The following is a 21,421-nucleotide window of genomic DNA, read 5'->3' as shown; positions in this document are numbered from 1 at the left end:
CGTCCAGGGAGAGAGGGTTTCGATGAACTGTGTGCAATGTGGCGAGGCATTGGCCGCCAACGCCAAATTCTGTCGGAAATGCGGCTGCAAGGTGCAGTCGGAGCCGCTGTCCGAGGCGCTGGCCAGCCCCCGCAGCCTGCCGGCAGCGCCGGTGGCCGCCTATGCAACCTGCCCCGACTGCGGCGCGCTGTGCAAAGGGCAGGCATTGTTTTGCAAGCAATGCGGCTGCCGCTTTGAGGAAAGCCCCGGGTTTCAGGACACCGCGCCCGACTGGGACACCCCGCTGAGCCCGGCCGAAGAGAAGGCCATTCTGGTCTTTGGCAATGTGCAGGACAGCTCCGAGCCCGCGTCCACGCTGCCCGGTGAGCGCATCCAGACCAGCGCCGCGATGGTGATCGGTGGTGCGGCGGCCAGCTCGGCAGCGGCCGTGCCGGCGCCTGCGTTGCGCGAACCCGACGTGCCGCTGTGGCAGACCGATGCCGCTGCCAGGCGTGCCCCTCCCACCGCCCCGGACCCCGGCCTGCGCCCGCGTGCCGGCGCGCAGGTGCGCAACCCCATGCCCGAAGCCCCGGTGCCCTCCAGCGGCCACGGGCTGCGTATTATGTTGGCACTGCTGGGCCTGTTGGTAGTGGCCGCAGGCGGTGCCTGGTGGTGGAAGAGCCAGCAGGGGCGCCCTGCAGCGGGCACCGTGGCGGCGCCCAGCGTCTCCGCACCTGCCGCCGCCGCTGCGCCGGTAGAGGCGGCTGCGCCGGCGATGGTCGAGACCAATGCTGCGCTCGCCCCCAATGAATCGCTGGTAGCCCCGGCAACTGCCGAGGAGGCCGTGGCCGCTGCGGTGCCCATCGAAGAAGCGGCTGCCCCTGCGCCGGCACCGGCGCCGGCCCGGCCGGCCGTGCGCAAGCCGGCGCGCCCCCAAACCCTGGATGATTTGCTGAATTGAAGGAGAGCATTGTGAAGCTGTTGATGAAAATGTCCGCCCTGGTGTCGGTGCTCGCGCTGGCGGGCTGCGTGGCGCCACCGCCAGAACCCGCACCTGCGCCCGCGCCAGCGGTGCCGGTGCAGGTGGAGTGCGGGGTTGCGTCGCCCCCCGGCTGCCGTGAGCCTGCCGTGCCACCTGCACTGGTGACCTGGGAGCAGAAGATCAAGGGCGAGATCGACCAGGCCGAGGCGCTGCGCGTCCGCGCGGTCGAGGCGATGTCGGCGCTGCCGGTCAAGCAGCGCATCTCGGGCAGCAAGACCACCACCACTGAGCAGGTCTTCAGCTCCAGCCAGTCGCCTGCCACGCGCGGCATGCCGGTGCTCGATGCGGTATCGCTCGATCTGCCCTGGGCCGCCAAGTCGCGCCAGGAGCACAAGGATGCGATGGTTGCCATCAAGGACATCGCCACGATGATGGCCGACAACCGGGGCGGCGCCACGATCTTTGTCACCGTCTCGCCGCGCGATCTCCGTGCCAAGAAGGTCAATACCAATTCCGGCACCGCACCCACCGAGGCCGGCAACCCGGTCGAGGTCAAGAAATCGGCCGACAAGAATGTGCCACCGGGTATCGAGCACTTCGTGATCCAGGCCAAACCCTGGCCCAGCCGTATCGATTGAAGCCACCACCCGCGCCTGTAGCAGCCATGCGCGCCCCTGCGGGGCCGCTGGCCCCACCCAACGATAACCACGACGAAGGAATCGCTGATGTCTTCTCCCAAATCGATGCTGAAGTCCATTGACTTTGGCCAACTGATGCGAGCGGCCGAGGGCCTGACCCAATGGCGTGTGCTCGGCCTGTCGTTCCTGACCTGGCTGGCCGGCGGCCTGGTGATGGTGGGCGGCCAGATGCTGGCCACCCGCGCGGGCAGCATGCTGCTGGCGCTGCTGTTCCTGGTCATCGCCTCGGTGGTGTTCTCGGCCGGCATGTCGGCAGTCGGCATCCTGCTGCAGGACAAGGCCAAGGATGTGGAGCAGCGCAGCGTGGCTGCCGCCATCCGGGCGGGCCTGCTGTGTGTCCCGCGCTTCATCCTGTTTGGCCTGCTGGTACTGGCCGTGGTGCTGGGCCTGTGCCTGGTGGCGGCCATTGTCTATTTCGTCTGCAAGATTCCGTTCATCGGCCCGATCCTGCTGTTCTTTGCCCATCCGGTGATGGTGATTGCCGCGTCGGTGTTCTTCATCGCGCTGTACTGGGTGGCGGCGCCGCTGCTGGCCCCCGCGATCTGGGACGGCCGTTCGCTGCGCCGCGCGGTCTCGCTGGTGCTGGCAGTGGTGCGCACGCGCCTGGTGCCGCTGGTGCTGATGCTGCTGGCGCTCTACATCGTCATCACCGTCATTACCTTGGTGGTGTTCACCGGCTTCATCCCCGGCTTTGCCTACATGACGGCGATTGCCAGCGGCGTGATCGGCCCGAGCATGATGGCGTCGATGGGCGGCATGGGCAACTCTGCCGCCTTTGGCGCGATGGCCGGCAGCGGCCATATGCTGGCCGGCACCCTGTCGACCGTGATCCTGTTTGCCGTGCTGATGGCGCTGACCATGCAGGTGATGATCATGGGCGTGAACATCATCTACCTGATGGTCACCGATGGCCTCGATGAGCAAGGTACCGAAGAGAGCCTGCAGGCCGGCATTGACCTGGCGCGCGAGAAGGCCCGCCAGGCCCAGGGCATGGCCCGCGAGGCGGCCGACAAGGTGCGCCATGCCGCGCATATGGATGGCCATGGCCACCACGGCGGCACGGCGCGTGCCCCGGCTGCGCCCGTGGCTCCGGCAGCACCAGCAACGCCTGCTGCACCGGTAGCGCCGCTGAATGACATCTTTGCGCCAGCGCCTGCGCCGGTCGCTCCCGTGGCTCCGGTGCCCCCGGTGACGTCGGCTCCTGCACCGGCATCGGTCGCCGCTCCGGTGCCAGCCCCAGCACCCGCAGCCCCCACACCCTCTGCTCCGGTAGCGCCAGCCCCTGTGGCGCCGGCTTCCGTGGTGCCACCTGCGCCCGTGCAGCCGCCGGTGGCGCCAACGCCCACCACTGGCCTGGGCGCTGCAGCAGTCGTTGGCGGTGCGGCCGCATCGGCTTTGCCGCCCACTGCAGCGCCAGCGGCACCGGTGGCCTCCGAGCCCTTGCTGCGCTGCCGCAGTTGCTTTGAGGTGGTGGCGGCTGACGATGTGTTCTGCGGCCATTGCGGCTTCCAGCTCAAGCCCTGACCGGCTGAGGCATCCCCCAGGGCGCGTGAGCGCCCTTTTTCATGGCACTCTGCAAGCCCCGGCCCGCATGGCCTCATTGGTAAAAGAGTGTTGTCAATCCGGGCAAAACGGCAGACCGGCTGCGGCGGTTCACGTCAAGCAGGTTACACTTTGCCGATTCATGTCCAATAAGTAGATCGGCTTATAACCATGTCAGGTGAAACAACCCAGCGCAGCGGTTTCGATATGAAAAGCGCCCAGTTGCCGGTGGTTGCGTTCGCATTGCGTTCGGCCGACCTGGAGCAATTGGCCCAGGAGTTTGCCGAGCGTTTTGGCAGCGACTCCGCGTTCTTCGACCATGACCCGGTGCTGGTCGATCTCGCGCAACTGCGCGAGAGCGGGGAGGACATCGACTTTGCGGCGCTCGTGGCGTTGCTGCGCCAGTACCGCACCACGCCAGTGGCCGTGCGCGGCGGCAGCGAGGCGCAGATGGCCAGTGCCTACGCAGCAGGCCTCATCGCTGCGCCCGAAGCGCCGCCAGCGCGCAAGGCGGCGGAACCCGAGGTGCGCGAGGTTGAGGTCGAGGTGATCAAGGAAGTGCAGCTGCCGCCCAAGACCACCCTGCGGGTCGACAAACCCATGCGTTCGGGCCAGCAGGTCTATGCGTCGGGCAGCGATGTGATCGTCAACGCCATCGTCAGCTTTGGCGCCGAGGTGATTGCCGATGGCAACGTCCATGTCTACGGTCCGCTGCGGGGCCGGGCCGTGGCCGGCGCCCGTGGGGACAAGAGCGCGCGTATTTATTGCACCTGTTTCGAGCCGCAGCTCGTGTCGATTGCGGGCATCTACCGCACGGTCGAGTCGGATTGGCCCGCCGAGCTGTCGGGCAAGGCTGCCGTGGTGCGGCTTGAAGGTGAGAAACTGCTGATTGAACCGCTGTGACAGGCACCAAGGGACAGCCCGGACAGGGCTTTGGACATTTGAGGACGTAAAGGGATCGGATCGAAAGATGGCAAAAATCGTCGTTGTAACTTCCGGCAAGGGCGGAGTTGGAAAAACTACCACCAGTGCAAGCTTTGCGGCCGGATTGGCGCTGAGCGGCCACAAAACTGCGGTGATCGACTTTGACGTCGGCCTGCGCAATCTGGACCTGATCATGGGCTGCGAGCGCCGTGTGGTCTATGACCTGATCAATGTGATCCAGGGAGAGGCCAACCTCAACCAGGCGCTGATCAAGGACAAGCAATTGGAGAACCTCTACATCCTGGCCGCCTCGCAAACGCGCGACAAGGATGCGCTGACGCAGGACGGGGTCGAGAAGATCCTCAAGGACCTGGCGGCGATGGACTTTGACTACATCGTCTGCGACTCGCCCGCCGGTATCGAGAGCGGCGCGCTGATGGCGATGCACTTTGCCGACGAGGCACTGGTGGTCACCAACCCCGAGGTGTCGTCCGTGCGTGACTCGGACCGCATCCTGGGCATGCTCAGCTCCAAGACCAAGCGTGCCGTCGATGGCGGCGATCCTATCAAGGAACACCTGCTGATCACGCGTTACAACCCCAACCGGGTGCAGGACGGCCAGATGCTGTCGCTGGAAGACATCCAGGACATTCTGCGCATTCCGCTGATCGGTGTGATTCCCGAGTCGGAATCGGTGCTGCAGGCCTCCAACCAGGGCACCCCTGCGATCAATCTGAGCCAGACCGATGTGTCCGAAGCCTACAAGGATGTGGTGGCGCGCTTTTTGGGTGAAGACAAGCCGATGCGCTTTACCGATGCGCAGAAGCCTGGTTTCTTCAAACGTATTTTCGGGAGGTAAGTCTGATGTCCTTGCTGTCCCTGTTCTTGGGTGAAAAGAAGAAGACCGCGTCGGTCGCCAAGGAGCGGCTGCAGATTATCTTGGCGCGGGAGCGCACTGGGCGTAGCAACAACCAGCCGGACTACCTCCCTGCTCTGCAAAAGGAGCTGATGGCCGTGATCGCCAAGTACGTGTCGATCAATCCCGACGATGTACGTGTCAACTTGGAACGACAAGATAATCTTGAAGTTCTCGAAGTCAAGATCGAGCTGCCAGAGCCCAAGTAATCTGGGCCAGGCACGACGGAATAAGCGCTCGACCAAGGGCGCAAAATAAACGGAGGCTTGATGCCTCCGTTTGCTTTGCTGACTAGCTGACCGACGAGATATGTGTTGGTTACTTATTGTGCGCACTATTTTGGCGCGATCATGTGCTAGCGTGTCATGTTAATTTGACCTCTGCGAGCCATGAAATTATTGGGCGGGTTTCATACGAGCGATGCGGCATACAGCTTGAGCAGATGCCTAGAAGATGCAGGTATTGCAGCACTCGTTGTGCATGCAAATACGCATCACAAAAGGAAAGCTGGTTTCGAGTATTTGGTCTTTTGCGCACTCGAGGAGCAGCTCGAAGATGCCGTCCAGCTCATGTGCAATCCTTCGCATATAGTTGCCCATCCCGTTGACGTTGCGGCTTATCACGCTTATTTGGCCAGTCCCAGCAGTCTTGCGATAGCGAACCGCTCCCTCACCAAGGTGCTGATCGGAGCAATCGGTGTGCTGGTGCTGTTGGTGGCCGCGTTGGTGTGGAGAGAGCTATCACGCTAGACCTGTTCCCTGGCTAGGTGCCGAGATAGTGCTCTGTGGGCTGCTGACTTGGCTGTTGAATACCGTAATCGGAATCACCATCCTGGTTTCGGTTCTCCAAAAAACAAACGCGACCTTCGGGTCGCGTTTTTGTTGGGGGTAAGTCGGTGGATTTCTGGCGGTTCGTGGATAAGTGGCTGGTTTATCCACAAAACTGTGCACAGGTTTGTGCTTTTCCCCTCAGTTATGCACCGGGTTCGGCCGTGTTGTCGTAGGCGTGGGCTTTCCAGTATTTGAAGGTACCTTGGGCGGTGGCCAGGATGCGGCGGTTGGCGTCGTAGATGTTGGCCTGGCAGGTGCACAGCGAGCGGCCCTGGTTGATGACCCAGCCTTCAGCAACCAGCGGGCCGCGGCCAGGGTAGATGAAGCGCGAGGACATCTCTACCGTGACGGCGGTGCTCGACGGTGCGCCGGGGGCGAGCACGGCGGCGCGCGACATCGCCACATCGAGCAGGGTCATCAGAATGCCGCCATGCGCGGCGGGCAGCTGGTTGCACAGCTCCTCGCGCAGGTCGGGCAGGTGCACGCGCACGATGCCGTCTTCAAAGTTCGGATCCTGGCGGGCGCCGATGAGGCGCAGAAACGGCACGCGGGTGTTGAGGTCCTCGATGCTCAGCTGCTGGCGGGGCGGGGTGGTGCTCATGCGGCGGCCTTGGCTTCGCGCACCATGTTGCGCGCAATGATGATCTGCTGGATCTGCGTCGTGCCCTCGTAGAGGCGGAACAGCCGCACATCGCGGTAGAAGCGCTCGATGCCGTACTCGGCCATATAGCCCGAGCCGCCGAGGATCTGCACTGCACGATCGGCCACGCGGCCACACATCTCGGTGGCAAACATCTTGGCACTCGATGCCTCGGTCGAGACGTTCTGGCCCGCATCGCGGCGGCGCGCGGCGTCGATGGTCATGCACTCGGCGGCATAGAGCTCGGCCTGGCTGTCGGCCAGCATCGCCTGCACCAGCTGGAAGTCGCAGATCGCCTGGCCAAACTGCTTGCGCTCCAGCGCGTACTGCAGCGCATCGCGCAGGATGCGTTTGGCGCAACCCACGGCCACGGCGGCGATGTGGATGCGGCCTTTTTCCAGCACCTTCATCGCGGTCTTGAAGCCCCGGCCTTCTTGCAGGCCGATCAGGTTGGCAGCGGGCACCTTCACGTTGTCAAAGATCACATCGCAGGTGTGGGCGCCGCGCTGGCCCATCTTCTTGTCGTACTTGCCAAAGCTGATGCCCGGGCTCTTGGCATCGACGATGAAGGAGGACACGCCGCCGGCGCCCTTGTCGGCCGGGTTGGTGCGTGCCATCAACGTGAACATGCCGGCATGGGGCGCATTGGTGATGAAGCGCTTGGTGCCGTTGACGATGTAGTGGTCGCCCTGCCTGACGGCGGTGGTGCGCAACGATGCGGCGTCCGAGCCGGCTTCGGGCTCGGTCAGCGCGAACGAGGCGATCACCTCGCCGGTGGCCAGGCGCGGCAGCCATTCGGCCTTCTGGGCATCGGTGCCATCCATCAGAATGCCTTGCGAGCCGATGCCCACCGTGGTGCCGATCACCGAGCGGAAGGCGGGCGAGGTCTGGCACAGCTCCAGCAGCACATGCACTTCCTCTTCCATCGTCAGCTCCAGGCCGCCGAATGCTTCCGGGATGGTCAGGCCGAACAGGCCCAGCTCGCGCATCTCCTGCACGATGGCTTCGGGGATCTCGTCGGTTTCGGCGACTTCGTTCTCGGCGGGCACCAGGCGCTCGCGCACAAAGCGGCGCACGCTGTCGAGCAGTGCGTCCAGGGTTTCTTGGTCTCGGATCATCGAATGTTCTCTCTCTTGAGGGCTTTTAGAGCGTTGCCGCCGTGCCCAAAATCGCCGTAGCCTGGCTCGACAGGGTGCCGCCATTGCCGTGGGCCAGTGCCAGCTGGGCGCCCGCCACCTGGCGCTCGCCGCAGTGGCCGCGCAGCTGGCGCACTGCCTCGATCAGCGCAAAGATGCCGTACATGCCCGGGTGCACGCAGGACAGGCCGCCACCATTGGTGTTGACCGGCAGACTGCCGCCCGGTGCAATCGCGCCGCTGGCGACAAAGGCACCGGCCTCGCCCTTTTTGACAAAGCCCAGGTCTTCCAGGAAGAGCAGGGTGTTGATGGTGAAGGCGTCATACAGCTCGACCACATCCATGTCTTGCGCCGTCAGGCCCGCCATCGCAAAGGCCTGCGCACCCGACTGGCTCGCAGCGGTGACGGTGAGGTCGGGCATCGACGAGATCTGGCGGTTCCAGCAGGCCGTGGCATTGCCCAGCACATAGATGGGCGCGTTCGGGCCGCGCTGGGCATCGTCGGCGCGGCTGAGCACAAAGGCGCCGCCGCCATCGGTCACCAGGCAGCAATCGCGCACAGTGAAGGGATCGGCCACCATGCGGGCGCCCAGCACCTGCTCGATGGTCAGCGGGTCGCGCATGAAGGCCTCGGGGTTTTTCTGTGCCCATTGGCGGGCCGAGACGGCCACGGCCGCGAGCTGCTCGCGCGTGGTGCCGTACTGGTGCATGTGGCGGGCCGCTGCCATTGCATAGGCGGCGACCGGCATCGTGGGCTCGAAGGGGTGCTCGAAAGGCTGCGGGTCCATGAACTTGCGCGCAGCGGTGGACTCCTTGCGGCCAAAGGCGGCCGAGCGCTGGGCGCTGCCGTAGCAGACCAGCACATGCTTGCACTGGCCGGCCTCCAACGCCATGATCGACGGCAGCAGGTGGGCGATAAAGCTGGAGCCGCCCACCATGGTGCCGTTGATGTAGTTCGGGTTGATGCCCAGGTGCTCGATCACCGGCATCGGCCACATCGTGGCGTTGACGCTGCAGGTGGCCAGGCCGTCGATGTCCTGCATCGTCAGGCCCGCATCGGCGACGGCTGCATGGGCAGCGCGTGCGAGCAGCAGCATGTCGTCCGAACCCGGGGCTTCGCCGCAGCCATAGGTGGCCACGCCGGTGATGGCGGCCTTGCCGCGCAGCGCGCGCAGGCCGCTGCTGGTATGTACTTGTGCCATGTCTTATCCCTCTTGTTATGCGGCCTTGAACACCACCAGGCCCTTGCCGTTGTGCTCGATCACCTCGGCCTGCACGGCCATGCCGATCTTCACATCGGCGGGCGCCATGCCTTCGACGCGGCTCATCATGCGCGGGCCTTCTGCCAGGTCCACCAGCGCGACGTTGTAGTCGCCACCGGCCTCGGCCTTGCGGCGGATCACCGTGGTCGAGTAGACCGTGCCCTTGCCACTGGGTTGCTCCCAGGCCAGCGCATCGCTGCCGCAATGCGGGCACAGCTCACGGGGGTAGAAGATGGCCTGGGCACAGGCCTTGCAGCGCTGAATCTGGAAGCTGCCCGTATCCAATGCAGCCTGGTACTGGCTTGACATCGAGGGTGTCATTGCGGAATCTTTCTGAGGAGATAGCGGATGGTCAAGCATGGCCCCATTGCCTGCTGCACGCAATTATTGGTTGCCGAAGAGGGGGTTTGGCCGCGCTTGACGAACCTGGGTGACACTGCTTTCGCTTCTGTGGGTATCAGGGTTTTCTAGGCTTTGGCGCAGGCTAAGGCAGCGCTTGGCAAATGCAGAAACCGGCGGGTCAGAAATCTCTAGCATCGTCTGTCAAACGCTTTCTATAAAACCGGAGACAAGACCATGAAAATGACCGCGCTGGCTTTGGCCATGGCCGCATGCTGCACCACGGGCGCGCAAGCGCAGGGCATCTCTGACGACGTCGTCAAGATTGCCGTGCTCAGCGACATGTCCGGCCCCTATGCCGACACCGCAGGGCGCGGCTCGCTGGAGGCCGCGCGCATGGCGGTGGAGGACTTTGGCGGCAAGGTCGGGGGCAAGAAGATCGAGGTGGTGTTTGCCGACCACCAGGGCAAGGCCGATGTCGGCGCCAGCCGCGCACGCACCTGGTTCGATACCGATGGCGTGGATGTGGTGGTTGACCTGAACAACTCGGCCGTCGCGATGGCCGTTTACAACCTGGCCAAGGAGCGCAACAAGCTGGTGCTGACCTCGGGCGGCGCATCGGACGCACTGACCAGTGAGGCCTGCATCCCCACCGGCATCCACTACACCTACGACACCTATGCGATGGCCAGCGGCGTGGCCCATGCGATGCTGGAAAAAGGCAAGAAGGACTGGTACATCATGGCGGTGGACTATGCCTTCGGCAAGGCTGGCGCCGAGACGGTCACCAATATCGTCAGCAAGGGCGGTGGCAAGATTGTGGGCCGCACCAACTTCCCGCTCAATGCCAGCGATTTCTCGTCCTTCGTGCTGCAGGCGCAGGAGTCCAAGGCCTCGGTGGTCACCTTGGTGAGCGCGGGCAATGACACCATCAATGCGATCAAGTCGGCCAAGCAGTTTGGCCTGATGCAAAAGCAGACCGTGGCGCCGCAGTTCATGTTCATCCAGGACGTGCATTCGCTGGGCCTCAAGACCGCGCAGGGACTGACCTTTGCGACCGCCTTCTACTGGGACCGCACGCCCGAGACGCGCGCCTTCTCGCAGCGCTTTTTTGAGCGCATGGGCAAGAAGACCATGCCTTCGATGGTGCATGCCGGTACCTACTCGGCCGTCACCCAGTACCTGAAGGCCGTGGCCGCGATCAAGACCGACGACGGCCCCGCCGTCACCAAGTACCTCAAGTCCAACAAGATCGAGGATTTCTTCAGCCAGAACGGCCATGTGCGTGAGGACGGCCGCATGGTGCACGACCTCTACCTGGTGCAGGTCAAGTCGCCCGAGGAATCCAAAGGCCCTTGGGACTATTACAAGGTGCTGGCCACCATTCCGGGTGACCAGGCGTTCCGGCCCATGGCCGACGGCAAGTGTGGTTTCGTGAAGAAGTAACCACAGACTTATCCACAAGCCACGCGGTCTTCTTTTCAGAAAGACCGCGTTATGCATTCCAAACCCCTGGCAGGAGCCACCGATGTCCCAATCTTATCCACAGTTGCAGCTGTTTATCAACGGCCAATGGCTGTCCGCCGACGGCCGCAAGAGCGAGCCCGTCATCAACCCGCTGGACGAGTCCACACTGGGCCAGCTGCCCCATGCCAGCCTAGCCGATCTGCAGGCCGCCCTGCAGGCCGCCAACGCCGCGTTTGAAGGCTGGAAGCGCACCTCGCCGCTGGCCCGCTCGGACATCTTGCGCAAGGCCGCCAGCCTGATCCGTGAACGTGCCGACCACATCGCCCGCTGCATGACCCTGGAGCAGGGCAAGCCCGTGCGCGAAGCCAGGCTGGAAGTGCTGGCCGCCGCCGACACCTACGACTGGTATGCCGAAGAAGGCCGCCGCAACTATGGCCGCCTGGTGCCGGGCAAGACCCCGACCCAGCGCATTGCCGTGCACCATGAGCCGGTCGGTGTCTGCGCCGCCTTTGCGCCCTGGAACTTCCCCGCCATCACGCCCGCGCGCAAGATCGCCGGCGCCCTGGCTGCAGGTTGCACCCTGGTGCTCAAGCCCGCTGAGGAAACCCCCGCCACCGCCCAGGAGCTGGTGCGCGTGCTGCACGATGCCGGCCTGCCCGCCGGTGTGCTGAACATGGTGTTTGGCGTGCCGGCCGAGGTATCGGGCTACCTGCTCGACCAGCCCGAGGTGGCCAAGTTCTCGTTCACCGGCTCCACCGCCGTGGGCAAGATGCTGGCCTCGCATGCCGCCAAGAGCATGAAGCGCGCCACCCTGGAGCTGGGCGGCCATGCGCCGGTCATCGTCTGGAAGGATGCCGATATCAACAAGGCCGCCGACGCCCTGGTCGCCGGCAAGTTCCGCAACGCCGGCCAGGTCTGCATCTCGCCCACGCGCTTTTATGTGCACCGCGATGTGTTCGACCGCTTTGTGACCGCCTTTGTCGAGCGCACCAGGAAGCTCAAGGTCGGCAATGGCCTCGACGAAAGCAGCCAGATGGGCCCGCTGGCCAATCCGCGCCGCATCGAGGCGCTGACCCGCCTGATCGCCGATGCGCAAGACAAGGGCGCCACCCTGCACACCGGCGGCAAGCGCATGCCCGGCAAGGGCTTCTTCTGGGAGCCCACCGTCATCAGCAACCTGCCCGAAGACGCAGGCCTGATGAACGAGGAGCCCTTTGGCCCCGTCGCGCTGATCAATCCCATCGCCGACATGGACGAAGCGCTGCAACGCGCCAACCGCCTGCAATACGGCCTGGCCGCCTATGCCTTCACGCAGGACAGCGCCGTGCGCCAGCAGCTCTCCAACGGCGTGCAGACCGGCATGCTGGGCATCAACACCTTGAACATCTCGATGGCCGAGGCGCCCTTTGGCGGCGTCAAGGAAAGCGGCTGGGGCTCGGAGTGCGGTATTGAAGGGCTGCAGGCTTACTGCAATATCAAGCTGGTGAGCGAGGACCAGTAAGACGGCTATTGCTACCGAGGCGCGTTGGTGGGTGGAGATTACCCAACGCGCTGGTATAGCGCGATGAAAACCGGCGACTGCTTGCGGTAGTCGCCGGCGGTTGAGAAACCCGTCAGGCTGTCTCCAGCTCTGGCGCAGGTTTTGTTTTGCTGGCTTTTTTGCGCGCTACGCCGGCCTTGGCCGCCGTCACCTTCGGCGGGGTGGGCTTGATCGCCACCGTGAAGCCCAGGCGCATCATGAAATCCAGCAGGGTGCCGACCGAAAACTTGGACAGCTTGCCCCGCACCAGATCGCTCACCCGTGGCTGGGCGACGCCCAGCGCCTTGGCCACGGCGGCCTGGGTCATGTCCGATCGCTCGATGTGCTCCCGCAGGGCCGTGAGCAGCTCACAGCGCAATTCGTAATCTCGGCGTTCTTCAGGTGTCTTCTCCAGAAGATCCGACACGCTGGAGAAGCTGACATGTTCGGTGATGGCATTCATAGGGCATCCTTTGCAATAGTCATGGCGCTGGCGGCTGCATCACGATGCAGTCTTGCCAGAGGCTGTCTTTCTGGCGGTTTTCTTCTGCAGCGCCTTCTCCTCCGATTTCAGCTGGAGCAGTTTTGCGAAGCGCTCCTTCGCCAGCTGGATATCTTTGTTGCTGGTCTTTTGCGTGGTCTTCTGGAATGCATGCAGCACCCAGACCGCATCCTCAAACTTGACGACGTAGATCACACGGTAGGCATTGCTGTCGTCTCGCAACCGAAGCTCAAAAGCACCTGCGCCAATGACCGCCATGGGCTTGAAATCATCGGGGTCTAGGCCCTGTTGAAGACGGTCGAGCTGGTAGCCGCCATCGTCCTGGATATCTGCGGGAAACTTGCGGTAGTCATTGACAACGGATTGCTCCCAAAACTGGAGTGGCTTTCGTGGTTTGAATTGCATTTCTTCCCTGCTTGAAAATTGCAATCCCTTGGGATTGCCAGGAGGCCTTGCGGCGCTTTTGCTTCATACACACTCCAGTTATAGGAATAATTTGCGTGCACATCGTCACGGCAGTGCATCCTTTAATTATATAACTACTTATATAAATTTGGCTGCTGGGTTTGTGCTGGATGCCGTGGTCATTTGCTGGTGGAAGCCTAGGCATCCCTTCAACCGAAACGCCACTGGAACCAAAATGCCGTATTGCATTCAGATGGTGCACCATGAATGTGGAGGATCGGTAACCACATCACTTCTTGTTGATTGAAAAAGCATTTATGAGCGCAAGTTTGCAGATCGGGCCGTTTTCGCTGCCCTGGGGTTTGGTCATTTTGATGCTGGCATGGCTGCTGGCCGATGTGCTGCTGGCGCGCTGGGCGCGGCAGCGGGGACTGTCCACGACGCCACATGCCTGGCTGCTGCCGCTGTTGGCGCTGGTCGCGGCGCGCCTGGGCTTTGTGGCGCGCTATGCCGATGAGTACCTGGCGCAGCCGTTGTCGCTGTTCAATGTGCGCGACGGGGGCTGGGAGCCCTGGGCGGCGCTGGCGGTGACGGTTGTTTACGTTTGGTGGCTGTGGCTGCGCAAGAAGGCGGTGGTTCAGCCGCTGGCGGGTGCGGCGGCGCTGTTTGCGGTGCTGTGGCTGGGCGGCAATGCGCTGGTCCATCACTTCTCCTCCAGCGCCAAGGCCTTGCCGCAGCTGTCGCTGGTGGCGCTGGATGCCCAAACCCATGCGCTCGACCAGTTCAAGGGCAAGCCCGTGGTCATCAACCTCTGGGCCAGCTGGTGTACTCCTTGTGTGCGCGAGATGCCCGCGCTGCTGGAGGCGCAAAAGCGCTACCCGCAGGCGCAGTTTCTGTGGGTGAACCAGCAGGAAGCACCCGAGGTGGTGCTCAAGGCCGCACGCGGCTTTGGCCTGCCCGATGGCCAGGTGCTGCTGGACCCGCGCAACAGCATGGGCGAGGTGGCCGGCAGCCGTGCGCTGCCCACCACCCTGTTCTATGACGCGAACGGCCAGCTGCAGGGCCAGCGCGTGGGCGAGCTGTCTGGGGCCAGCGTGAACGACTTCATGCAGAAGATCGTGCCGGCTACGACGCTGTAGCGCTTGCGGGCGCTGCAGCAGCCTGCTCGGCCTCCAGCCGGGCCTGCAGCTCGCGCTTCATCACCTTGCCATTGGCATTCACCGGCAGCTCATCGATGGCGATGATGCGTGCCGGCCGCTTATAAGGCGCCAGGTGCTCGCGCAAGTGCGCTTGCAAGGCATCCAGGTCCGGTGGATGGCGGGCATCCTGCACGACAAAGGCGACCACGGCCTCGTTGCCATCGGCCTCCTTCTGGCCCACGACGGCGGCGCGCTGGATGCCGGGAAAGCTGCCCAGCGCATGCTCGACCTCGCTGGGGTAGACGTTGAAGCCCGAGCGGATGATCATCTCCTTGAGGCGGCCCACGACGAAGAGCGCGCCATCGGCATGCAGCTCGCCCAGGTCGCCAGTGGCATACCAGCCGCCGTCGCGCAAGGCGGCGGCCGTGGCCTCGGGGTCGCGGAAGTAGCCGGGCATCAGGCCCGTGCCACGCACCCAGATCTCGCCCCGCTCGCCGGTCGGCAGTGGCCGGCCGCTGTGCGGATCGACGATCTGCAATTCCGCGCCATCGATGCAGTAGCCCGCGCTGGTGTCGCTGCGGGCTTCGTCAATGCGCGTCAGGTGCAGCGAGCCGGCGTATTCGCTCATCGCATAGCCGTGGTGCAGGGTCTGGCCAAACAACGCCTCGACCTTGGTTTTCAGCGCCAGATCGAGCGGGCCGGCGCCGGTGTAGAGGTAGCGCAGATGCGGTGCAGCGGGCTGGGTGATGCCATGCTGCTCGCAGTACTGCAGCAGGCGTGCAAACAGGGTGGGCGGGCCTTGCAGCTGGGTGATGCCATGGTGGGCCAGCGCGTCCAGCAGGTCGGCGGGTTCGAACTGGCTGCGCATCTCCAGCGCAGCACCGGCCGACAGCGAGGCCAGCAGCACGGTGCCCAGGCCAAAGATATGGGTCATAGGCACAAAGGCGTAGACCTTGTCATCCGGCCCCAGCCGGCGTGACTGGGCCGAGACGCGGGCAAAGTGCGCCACACCGCGCTGGCTCATCAGCACGCCCTTGGGGGTGCCGGTGGTGCCGGAGGTGAAGATGATGGCGGCCACCGGATTGCCGTCCGGCTCGGGCTCGGCGCGCGCATCGGCACGCACGGCCGTGTGGGCCAGGCCCGGCACGCAGGACGGGCGGGTGCCATAGCGCTCGGCATGCGCTGCGGCGGCCTTGGAGACGCGGTCGGTGAAGTAGACCACCCGCGCGTCGGCCTTGTCGGCAAAGCCGCGCACCTCGCCGGGCGCCATGCGGGCATTGACGCCGCAGACCCAGGCGCCCACGCGGCTGCAGGCCAGCAGCAAGGCGGCGTGCTCGGGGCAGTTCTCGGCGACCACCAGCACGCGGTCGCCGCTGCGCACCTGCAGCGCGCGCAGCTCCGCCTCCAGCGCATCGACCAGGCGTCCCAGGTCGGCATAGCTCAGGGTGCGATCGGGCAGGTAGATGAAGGGCCGGTCCGGGGCCTCCTGCAGCCAGCGGTCCAGAAACTGGTGAATGCGAAATTCCATCTTGGGTCCTGTCAGTCCACCACAATGCCCTGGGTCACGGTGGACCACATCTGGCGTTCCTTGGCGGCGCGTTCGCTCAGGGTCTGGGGGCTGCCCGTCCATTCGTCATAGCCCAGTTCCTTGTACTTGGCCTTCAGCTCGGGCTGGGCCAGCGCGGCGTTGATGGCCTTGTTCAGGCGCATCTGCAGCTCGGGCGCCATGCCCTTGGGGCCGTAGACGGCATACCAGCCGCCCACATCAAAGCCCTTGAGGCCTTCGATGCCGCTTTCGGCAAAGGTCGGCACATCGGGCAGGGCCGGGTTGCGCTGCGGCGAGGTCACCGCAATCGGGGTCACCTTCTTGCCGTGGATGTAGGTGCCGGCCGTGCTGATGATGTCCATCATCATGTTGATCTGGCCGCCCATCACATCGGTCATCGCCGGTGCATTGCCCCGGTAGGGCACATGGTTCAGCTCGATGCCGCTGCGCTTGGCAAACAGCAGGGTGCCCAGGTGGTTGGAGCCGCCCACGCCGGCCGAGGCATAGCTGAGCTTGCCAGGGTTGGCCTTGGCATAGTCCACCAGCGCCTTCGTGGTCTTGAAGGGCTCGTTGTTGTTGGCCACCAGCACGTTGTAGTAGCTCAGCACCGGTGCGATCGGGGTCAGGTCCTTGACCGGGTCGAACTGCATCTTGCGCATCACATTGGGGCTGATGGTGATCGTGGGGCTGGCGGCAAACCACAGGGTCAGGCCATCGGGGTTGGCGCGCGAGGTTTCGTTGCCCGCCAGGGTGGCGTTGGCACCGGTCTTGTTGTCGACCACGACATTGCTGCCCAGCTCCTTGGACAGCGCGATGGACAGCAGGCGTGCGCCCTGGTCCACAGGGCCGCCTGCCGAGTAGCCGACGATGAGGCGCACCGGTGCGCCTGAACCCAGGCCCCCCTGGGCATGGACAGAGGCGCAGAGGCTGAGGGCGGCGGCGGCCGTGGCAGCCAGCAGGCCGCGGCGGTGGATGAGGGTCATGTCTTGTCTCCTGGTTTTTGTAAGCGGTGGGGAGGGCGGGCGCTCAGTAGCGCTCGAACACGGCGGCAATGCCCTGGCCGCCGCCGATGCACATGGTCTCCAGGCCATAACGGCCCTTGCGGCGTTCCAGCTCATGCAGCAAGGTGGCCAGAATGCGCACGCCGGTGGCACCAATCGGGTGGCCCAGCGAGATGCCCGAGCCGTTCACATTCAGGCGCTCGGCATCGTTCCATTCCAGGCCCTGCAGGACAGCAAGCACCTGGCAGGCAAAGGCCTCGTTGATCTCGACCAGGTCCATGTCGTTCATCGTCAGGCCCAGCTTGCCCAGCAGCTTCTTGACGGCGGGCACCGGGCCAATGCCCATGCGCGAGGGCTCGCAGCCGGCGGCGGCCCAGCCGACCAGGCTGGCCATCGGCGTCAGGCCCAGCTCCTGGAGCTTGTCTTCGGCCACGATCAGGCAGGCGGCCGAGGCATCGTTTTGCTGGCTGGCATTGCCGGCGCTGACGGTGCCACCCTTCATCAACGCGCGCAGCTTGCCCAGCGAATCCATCGTGGCATCGGCGCGGAAGCCTTCGTCGCGGCTGAACAGGGTTGCCTCGCCCTTTTTCTGCGGCACGCTGACGGGCACCACCTCGGCATCAAAGCGGCCGGCCTGCCAGGCGGCGGCAGCGCGCTGGTGGCTGCGCAGCGCAAAGGCGTCGGCCTCTTCGCGGCTGATGCCGTAGTCACGCGCCAGGTTCTCGGCGGTCTCGATCATGCCGGAGATGACGCCAAAGCGTTCCACCGGTTGCGAGCGCTCGCGGCCCCGGTCCAGGCGGTCATACATGGTGACGCTGCCGGCCCGCTTGCCCCAGCGCATATCGGTGGTGTAGTACTCGATATTGCTCATGCTCTCCACACCGCCGGCGATCACCACATCGGCGGCGCCGCTTTGCACCATCATGCAGGCGGTAACCACGGCCTGCAGGCCGCCACCGCAGCGGCGGTCAAGCTGCATGCCTGGCACCTCCACCGGCAGGCCGGCCTGCAGCGCGGCCCAGCGGCCCACGCAAGGCGTTTCGCTGCTGGCATAGGACTGGGCAAACACCACATCGTCGATGCGGCTGGGGTCGATACCGCTGCGCTCGACCACGGCACGCACGGTGGTGGCGGCCAGGTCTTCGACCGAGACGGGGCGCAGGCTGCCCCCGTAGGTGCCCACCGGGGTTCGCAAAGGGGTGACGATGGCGGCTTTACGCATGGTTTTCTCTCCAGAAAAAAAGGGGTCAATTCAGCTGCTGGCGCGCTTGGGCCGCCAGCAGGTCTCGGTGTTCAGGCGCGGCAATGGCCAGCATCGCGCGCAGGCGTTGGCCCAGGCTCAGGCCGCGCAGGTCGGCAATGCCGTGCTCGGTGACGATCAGGCCGGCATCGGCGCGCGGCGTGGAGACCGGGCCGGACAGCTGCGCGACGATGCGCGACTGGCCTCTGGCGGTGGCGGGCAGCGCCACAATCGGCAGGCCGCCATCGCAGGCGGCAGCGGCGCGCAAAAAGTCCATCGCGCCACCGACGGCACCCAGGTATTGGCCTGCCACCACCTCGGCATTGATCTGGCCGGTTAGGTCCACCTCGATCGCCGAGTTGATCGCGGTGAGCCGGTGGGTCCGGCCCAGCACCTGGGCGTTGTGGGTGTAGTCGGTGCCGGCAATGCGCAACGCAGGGTTGTTATGCGCCCAGCGCCGCGTGCGGGCACTGCCCATCAGCAGGCCGGTGACGCTGGTGCCCGCATCGATGCCCTTGCGCGCATTGGTGATGACGCCGGCGTCGACCAAGTCGGCCACGCGGTCGCCGATGGTGCCGCTGTGCACGCCCAGGTCGCGGTGGCCTTGCAGCGCCTGCAGCACCGCATCGGGCAGGTTGCCAATGCCCAGCTGCAAGGTGGCGCCGTCTTCCACGCGGCTGGCGATCAGCTGCGCAATCGCCTCTTCAGCGGGGCCAATCTTGCCGGCGGGCACATCGACCACAGCCTGGTCGCTCTGCACCCAGGCATCGACATCGGCCAGGCGCAGGCTGGCGCCCGTGACCCAGGGCACATCGGCGTTCACCTCGGCGATCACGCAGCGTGCATGGCGCATCGCGGTGACCAAATAGTCATGGGCCAGGCCCAGACTGCAGTCGCCATCGGCATTGGGCGGTGATACCTGGACGAACACCACATCGACGGCAATGCGGCGGCTGGCGATCAGCTGCGGAATCTGCGAGTAATGGCAGGGAATCGGATCGAGCACACCGGCCATGCCGAGCGCACGGTGCGCGCCACCGGCGGCGTAGCCGCGCATGTCGATGGCATCGGCATGCGCCGGCTGCAAGGTGTTGGCGCCGCCAATGCCCAGAAACACGCTGGTGCGGGCAAAGCGCTGGCGCTGGGCCACATAGGCCTGGATCAGCGACAGCGGCTCGGCAGCGGACTGGCCCCAGACGATGCTGTCGCCAGCGCGGATGAACTGCGCCAGATCCAGATCCGCCAGCGCCATCTGCCGGCCTTGGGCTATGCTCATGGCTGTGCGGGAGCCAGGCTGGCATTGCCATGGCTGAGCACGACAATGCCGCGCTCGACCACCAGCGCGCGGAACTGCAGCGCATCACCGGCCTGCCAGACCTCGGTGCGCAAGGTCTCGCCCGGAAAGACCGGCGACGAAAAGCGTGCATGCATGCTGCGCAGCAGGCTGGCATCGCCGTTGCAGGCCGTCATCACCAGCGCATGGCAGACCATGCCGTAGGTGGCCAGGCCGTGCAGGATGGGCTTGTCAAAGCCTGCCGCCTGCGCCACCTGGGGGTCGGCATGCAGCGGGTTGTAGTCGCCCATCAGGCGGTAGAGCAGGGCGGCCTCGGGGCGGATGGTGTGGGTATAGGTCCAGCGCGGTGCCGTATCGGGCGTGGGCGCCAGCGCCGGCAGCGAGGCATCGCTGGGCTGGCCGCCCAGCGCTTCGCTGTAGCCGCCATCGCCCCGGCAGAACGTGACCTGCTCCAGGGTGGCGTACAAGGTGCCGTCTTCGCCCTCCAGGCTGCGCTCGCTGACCACAATCGCGCCCTTGCCCGCGCCCTTGTCGATCACCCGCGTGACCTTGGTCTTGCCCACCACCTTGGCCCCCACCGGCAGCGGCTGGTGGATGGTGGTGCGCTGCTCGCCATGCACCAGCTTGACCCAGTCAATCCCCGTATCCGCCTCCTTGGCCCAAAAGCCCGGGTAGCCCAGCACCGAGCTCATCGTCGGCAGCGCCTGCAGCGGCTGCGCCATGCCCTCGTAGACCAGCGGCAGATTGCGGGTATCGAGCGGATCATTGCCCACCCCCAGACTGAGCGCATACAGCATCGTGTCGCGCTGCGAATAATCCTGGTGCACCGGCGCAAACGGCCGGGCCTTGAGTTGCTGGTAGTTGATCGTCATGGTCGTTGTCTCTGGGGTTGTTGTGGTGCGGCGTAGTGCACTGCTTGTTGGGTGTTTTGCGAGGCCACCGGGGGACCTCCTTGAAACGGTCAGAGCACACCCATCGAGCTTCGTTGTTCGAGAATCAACACGCCCACTGTGCACTGCGCGTAAAAACTGGCGCTACCGTACTAACTGGCACCGACGAAGGGCCGCTCCCGCACGGAGGGTGCCGTCCCCCTTCCCACGCGAAGCGTGAGAGAAGGGGGAAGCCGCAAAGCGGCTCAGGGGGAAGTCCAAGTCAAACCGGATCCCAGCTAAAAACCTCCCCCGACCGCTCCATCGGCACAAACGAGGATTTCAGCGCCGGCATCGCATGCGAGGCGATGTCCTCGGGCGTCCAGCCTTCGCCCTGGTGCACCGAGCGCAGGGGGCGCGGTTGGCTCATCAGGAAGATCTCGTTATTGCGCACCGCAAACACCTGGGCGTTGACGTCCTGGGCCTGCTCGCTGAGCAGGTAGACGGCCAGGGGTGCGATCTTGTTGGGGGTCATCTGCTTGAGCTTGTCCACACGGGCCTGCTGTTCGGGCGTGTCGGTGGGGATGGAGCCGATCATGCGGCTCCAGGCAAAGGGCGAGATGCAGTTGCTGCGCACATTGAACTTGGCCATGTCCAGCGCAATGCTCTTGGACAGCGCGACGATGCCCAGCTTGGCGGCCGAGTAGTTGGCCTGGCCAAAGTTGCCGATCAGGCCGGAGGTGCTGGTCATGTGGACCATGGCGCCGCTTTCCTGCTCCTTGAAGTGGTTGGCCGCAGCGCGTGCCACGTAGTAGCTGCCGTAGAGGTGGACCTTGATGACGGCGTCCCACTCGTCGACGCTCATCTTGTGGAAGAAGCGGTCGCGCAGGATGCCGGCGTTGTTGACGATGCCATCGAGCTTGCCAAAGCTGTCGAGCGCGCACTGCACAATCTTGGCGGCGGCATTGGGGTCCGAGACGCTGTCGGTATTGGCCACGGCTTCACCGCCGGCGGCCTTGATCTCGTTGACGACCTTTTGCGCGGGGCCGTCGTCATGGCCTTCACCGGTGGTGGAGGTGCCGATGTCATTGACGACGACCTTGGCGCCTTCCTTGGCCATGGCCAGTGCCATATCACGGCCGATGCCACCGCCAGAACCGGTGACGATAACGACTTTGCCTTCGAGCATGGT

General features: G+C 64.8%; 22 protein-coding genes. 10 read left to right on the top strand and 12 right to left on the bottom strand.

Features of this window, described 5'->3' with window-relative positions; genetic code table 11:
- Positions 1 to 22 precede the first annotated feature (22 nt).
- The 7 genes from ACHWUQ_RS10415 (at position 23) to ACHWUQ_RS10385 (ending at position 5,790) form a co-directional block, all read left to right on the top strand.
- Positions 23 to 940 (top strand): zinc ribbon domain-containing protein, encoded by a 918-nt coding sequence (locus ACHWUQ_RS10415; protein WP_394681070.1) that lies wholly within the window; start codon positions 23 to 25, stop codon positions 938 to 940.
- Positions 941 to 963: 23 nt separating this feature from the next.
- A complete protein-coding gene (locus tag ACHWUQ_RS10410) occupies positions 964 to 1,599 on the top strand; it encodes a hypothetical protein (protein ID WP_239810103.1) in 636 nt (211 codons plus the stop codon).
- Between the two features lie 87 nt (positions 1,600 to 1,686).
- The gene (locus ACHWUQ_RS10405) at positions 1,687 to 3,183 is read left to right on the top strand and encodes a hypothetical protein (RefSeq protein WP_312526239.1); all 1,497 of its coding nucleotides are present in this window, start codon (positions 1,687 to 1,689) and stop codon (positions 3,181 to 3,183) included.
- 189 nt (positions 3,184 to 3,372) lie between these two features.
- The gene (gene minC, locus ACHWUQ_RS10400) at positions 3,373 to 4,104 is read left to right on the top strand and encodes a septum site-determining protein MinC (protein WP_239810104.1); all 732 of its coding nucleotides are present in this window, start codon (positions 3,373 to 3,375) and stop codon (positions 4,102 to 4,104) included.
- Positions 4,105 to 4,171: 67 nt separating this feature from the next.
- A complete protein-coding gene (gene minD, locus ACHWUQ_RS10395) occupies positions 4,172 to 4,984 on the top strand; it encodes a septum site-determining protein MinD (protein WP_133856701.1) in 813 nt (270 codons plus the stop codon).
- A gap of 5 nt (positions 4,985 to 4,989) precedes the next feature.
- Positions 4,990 to 5,250, top strand: coding sequence for a cell division topological specificity factor MinE (gene minE, locus ACHWUQ_RS10390; RefSeq protein WP_394681069.1), 261 nt, complete (start codon positions 4,990 to 4,992; stop codon positions 5,248 to 5,250).
- 180 nt (positions 5,251 to 5,430) lie between these two features.
- Positions 5,431 to 5,790, top strand: coding sequence for a hypothetical protein (locus tag ACHWUQ_RS10385; protein ID WP_394681068.1), 360 nt, complete (start codon positions 5,431 to 5,433; stop codon positions 5,788 to 5,790).
- A gap of 223 nt (positions 5,791 to 6,013) precedes the next feature.
- Here the strand turns inward: ACHWUQ_RS10385 and ACHWUQ_RS10380 are convergent, their stop codons facing one another.
- Genes ACHWUQ_RS10380 through ACHWUQ_RS10365 form a run of 4 tightly spaced genes read right to left on the bottom strand, consistent with a single transcriptional unit; the run spans position 6,014 to position 9,229 of the window.
- Entirely contained in the window at positions 6,014 to 6,472 is a 459-nt protein-coding gene (locus ACHWUQ_RS10380; RefSeq protein ID WP_312462477.1) for a PaaI family thioesterase, read from the bottom strand.
- Complete coding sequence (locus tag ACHWUQ_RS10375) at positions 6,469 to 7,629, bottom strand: acyl-CoA dehydrogenase family protein (RefSeq protein ID WP_239810107.1); 1,161 nt, start codon at positions 7,627 to 7,629, stop codon at positions 6,469 to 6,471. Before ACHWUQ_RS10375 ends, ACHWUQ_RS10380 begins: the two co-directional genes overlap by 4 nt.
- Before the next feature lie 25 nt (positions 7,630 to 7,654).
- A complete protein-coding gene (locus ACHWUQ_RS10370) occupies positions 7,655 to 8,848 on the bottom strand; it encodes a thiolase (RefSeq protein ID WP_394681067.1) in 1,194 nt (397 codons plus the stop codon).
- A gap of 15 nt (positions 8,849 to 8,863) precedes the next feature.
- The gene (locus ACHWUQ_RS10365) at positions 8,864 to 9,229 is read right to left on the bottom strand and encodes a Zn-ribbon domain-containing OB-fold protein (protein ID WP_133856704.1); all 366 of its coding nucleotides are present in this window, start codon (positions 9,227 to 9,229) and stop codon (positions 8,864 to 8,866) included.
- A gap of 255 nt (positions 9,230 to 9,484) precedes the next feature.
- Between ACHWUQ_RS10365 and ACHWUQ_RS10360 the strand changes: the two genes are divergently transcribed.
- A complete protein-coding gene (locus tag ACHWUQ_RS10360) occupies positions 9,485 to 10,693 on the top strand; it encodes an ABC transporter substrate-binding protein (RefSeq protein ID WP_394681066.1) in 1,209 nt (402 codons plus the stop codon).
- A gap of 82 nt (positions 10,694 to 10,775) precedes the next feature.
- Positions 10,776 to 12,215: an NAD-dependent succinate-semialdehyde dehydrogenase gene (locus tag ACHWUQ_RS10355; protein ID WP_394681065.1), complete on the top strand. Its 1,440-nt coding sequence runs from the start codon at positions 10,776 to 10,778 to the stop codon at positions 12,213 to 12,215.
- A 112-nt stretch (positions 12,216 to 12,327) separates the two neighbouring features.
- Here ACHWUQ_RS10355 and ACHWUQ_RS10350 read toward each other — a convergent pair whose 3' ends face one another.
- Both ACHWUQ_RS10350 and ACHWUQ_RS10345 read right to left on the bottom strand, forming a co-directional pair.
- Positions 12,328 to 12,696: an XRE family transcriptional regulator gene (locus tag ACHWUQ_RS10350; RefSeq protein WP_312462483.1), complete on the bottom strand. Its 369-nt coding sequence runs from the start codon at positions 12,694 to 12,696 to the stop codon at positions 12,328 to 12,330.
- 39 nt (positions 12,697 to 12,735) lie between these two features.
- Positions 12,736 to 13,140, bottom strand: a complete 405-nt coding sequence (locus ACHWUQ_RS10345) for a type II toxin-antitoxin system RelE/ParE family toxin (RefSeq protein WP_312526226.1) — start codon at positions 13,138 to 13,140, stop codon at positions 12,736 to 12,738.
- A gap of 317 nt (positions 13,141 to 13,457) precedes the next feature.
- Here ACHWUQ_RS10345 and ACHWUQ_RS10340 point away from each other — a divergent pair, with 317 nt between their 5' ends.
- Positions 13,458 to 14,279 (top strand): prolipoprotein diacylglyceryl transferase family protein, encoded by an 822-nt coding sequence (locus ACHWUQ_RS10340; protein WP_394681064.1) that lies wholly within the window; start codon positions 13,458 to 13,460, stop codon positions 14,277 to 14,279.
- On the opposite strand, the gene ACHWUQ_RS10335 is transcribed toward ACHWUQ_RS10340, so the two are convergent.
- The 6 genes from ACHWUQ_RS10335 to ACHWUQ_RS10310 form a co-directional block, all read right to left on the bottom strand.
- Entirely contained in the window at positions 14,266 to 15,807 is a 1,542-nt protein-coding gene (locus ACHWUQ_RS10335; protein WP_394681063.1) for a class I adenylate-forming enzyme family protein, read from the bottom strand. The two genes, ACHWUQ_RS10340 and ACHWUQ_RS10335, sit on opposite strands and share 14 nt — an antisense overlap.
- An 11-nt stretch (positions 15,808 to 15,818) precedes the next feature.
- The gene (locus tag ACHWUQ_RS10330; RefSeq protein WP_394681062.1) at positions 15,819 to 16,808 is read right to left on the bottom strand and encodes a Bug family tripartite tricarboxylate transporter substrate binding protein; all 990 of its coding nucleotides are present in this window, start codon (positions 16,806 to 16,808) and stop codon (positions 15,819 to 15,821) included.
- A gap of 43 nt (positions 16,809 to 16,851) precedes the next feature.
- Positions 16,852 to 18,048: an acetyl-CoA C-acetyltransferase gene (locus ACHWUQ_RS10325; protein WP_230773848.1), complete on the bottom strand. Its 1,197-nt coding sequence runs from the start codon at positions 18,046 to 18,048 to the stop codon at positions 16,852 to 16,854.
- 25 nt (positions 18,049 to 18,073) lie between these two features.
- The gene (locus ACHWUQ_RS10320) at positions 18,074 to 19,342 is read right to left on the bottom strand and encodes an acetyl-CoA hydrolase/transferase family protein (protein WP_394681061.1); all 1,269 of its coding nucleotides are present in this window, start codon (positions 19,340 to 19,342) and stop codon (positions 18,074 to 18,076) included.
- Positions 19,339 to 20,232 carry a MaoC/PaaZ C-terminal domain-containing protein gene (locus tag ACHWUQ_RS10315; RefSeq protein WP_312414313.1) on the bottom strand — a complete coding sequence of 298 codons (894 nt, stop codon included), beginning with the start codon at positions 20,230 to 20,232 and terminating at the stop codon, positions 19,339 to 19,341. Before ACHWUQ_RS10315 ends, ACHWUQ_RS10320 begins: the two co-directional genes overlap by 4 nt.
- A 280-nt stretch (positions 20,233 to 20,512) precedes the next feature.
- Complete coding sequence (locus ACHWUQ_RS10310; RefSeq protein WP_394681089.1) at positions 20,513 to 21,418, bottom strand: SDR family NAD(P)-dependent oxidoreductase; 906 nt, start codon at positions 21,416 to 21,418, stop codon at positions 20,513 to 20,515.
- Between the last annotated feature and the right edge of the window lie 3 nt (positions 21,419 to 21,421).

Source organism: uncultured Comamonas sp. (genome assembly GCF_964277875.1).
In the GTDB taxonomy this organism is placed as follows: Bacteria; Pseudomonadota; Gammaproteobacteria; order Burkholderiales; family Burkholderiaceae_C; genus Comamonas; species Comamonas sediminis.
This window is presented reverse-complemented; position numbering and strand designations above follow the sequence as displayed.

Bases quoted from the DNA above. Each gene is read 5' to 3' on its own strand.
- ACHWUQ_RS10370 (WP_394681067.1), bottom strand. From the start codon at position 8,848: ATGGCACAAGTACATACCAGCAGCGGCCTGCGCGCGCTGCGCGGCAAG.
- ACHWUQ_RS10415 (WP_394681070.1), top strand. From the start codon at position 23: ATGAACTGTGTGCAATGTGGCGAGGCATTGGCCGCCAACGCCAAATTC.
- ACHWUQ_RS10335 (WP_394681063.1), bottom strand. From the start codon at position 15,807: ATGGAATTTCGCATTCACCAGTTTCTGGACCGCTGGCTGCAGGAGGCC.
- ACHWUQ_RS10330 (WP_394681062.1), bottom strand. From the start codon at position 16,808: ATGACCCTCATCCACCGCCGCGGCCTGCTGGCTGCCACGGCCGCCGCC.
- ACHWUQ_RS10315 (WP_312414313.1), bottom strand. From the start codon at position 20,232: ATGACGATCAACTACCAGCAACTCAAGGCCCGGCCGTTTGCGCCGGTG.
- ACHWUQ_RS10385 (WP_394681068.1), top strand. From the start codon at position 5,431: ATGAAATTATTGGGCGGGTTTCATACGAGCGATGCGGCATACAGCTTG.
- ACHWUQ_RS10345 (WP_312526226.1), bottom strand. From the start codon at position 13,140: ATGCAATTCAAACCACGAAAGCCACTCCAGTTTTGGGAGCAATCCGTT.
- ACHWUQ_RS10405 (WP_312526239.1), top strand. From the start codon at position 1,687: ATGTCTTCTCCCAAATCGATGCTGAAGTCCATTGACTTTGGCCAACTG.
- ACHWUQ_RS10355 (WP_394681065.1), top strand. From the start codon at position 10,776: ATGTCCCAATCTTATCCACAGTTGCAGCTGTTTATCAACGGCCAATGG.
- ACHWUQ_RS10365 (WP_133856704.1), bottom strand. From the start codon at position 9,229: ATGACACCCTCGATGTCAAGCCAGTACCAGGCTGCATTGGATACGGGC.
- ACHWUQ_RS10320 (WP_394681061.1), bottom strand. From the start codon at position 19,342: ATGAGCATAGCCCAAGGCCGGCAGATGGCGCTGGCGGATCTGGATCTG.
- ACHWUQ_RS10360 (WP_394681066.1), top strand. From the start codon at position 9,485: ATGAAAATGACCGCGCTGGCTTTGGCCATGGCCGCATGCTGCACCACG.
- ACHWUQ_RS10310 (WP_394681089.1), bottom strand. From the start codon at position 21,418: ATGCTCGAAGGCAAAGTCGTTATCGTCACCGGTTCTGGCGGTGGCATC.
- minC (WP_239810104.1), top strand. From the start codon at position 3,373: ATGTCAGGTGAAACAACCCAGCGCAGCGGTTTCGATATGAAAAGCGCC.
- minD (WP_133856701.1), top strand. From the start codon at position 4,172: ATGGCAAAAATCGTCGTTGTAACTTCCGGCAAGGGCGGAGTTGGAAAA.
- ACHWUQ_RS10340 (WP_394681064.1), top strand. From the start codon at position 13,458: ATGAGCGCAAGTTTGCAGATCGGGCCGTTTTCGCTGCCCTGGGGTTTG.
- ACHWUQ_RS10375 (WP_239810107.1), bottom strand. From the start codon at position 7,629: ATGATCCGAGACCAAGAAACCCTGGACGCACTGCTCGACAGCGTGCGC.
- ACHWUQ_RS10350 (WP_312462483.1), bottom strand. From the start codon at position 12,696: ATGAATGCCATCACCGAACATGTCAGCTTCTCCAGCGTGTCGGATCTT.
- minE (WP_394681069.1), top strand. From the start codon at position 4,990: ATGTCCTTGCTGTCCCTGTTCTTGGGTGAAAAGAAGAAGACCGCGTCG.
- ACHWUQ_RS10325 (WP_230773848.1), bottom strand. From the start codon at position 18,048: ATGCGTAAAGCCGCCATCGTCACCCCTTTGCGAACCCCGGTGGGCACC.
- ACHWUQ_RS10410 (WP_239810103.1), top strand. From the start codon at position 964: ATGAAAATGTCCGCCCTGGTGTCGGTGCTCGCGCTGGCGGGCTGCGTG.
- ACHWUQ_RS10380 (WP_312462477.1), bottom strand. From the start codon at position 6,472: ATGAGCACCACCCCGCCCCGCCAGCAGCTGAGCATCGAGGACCTCAAC.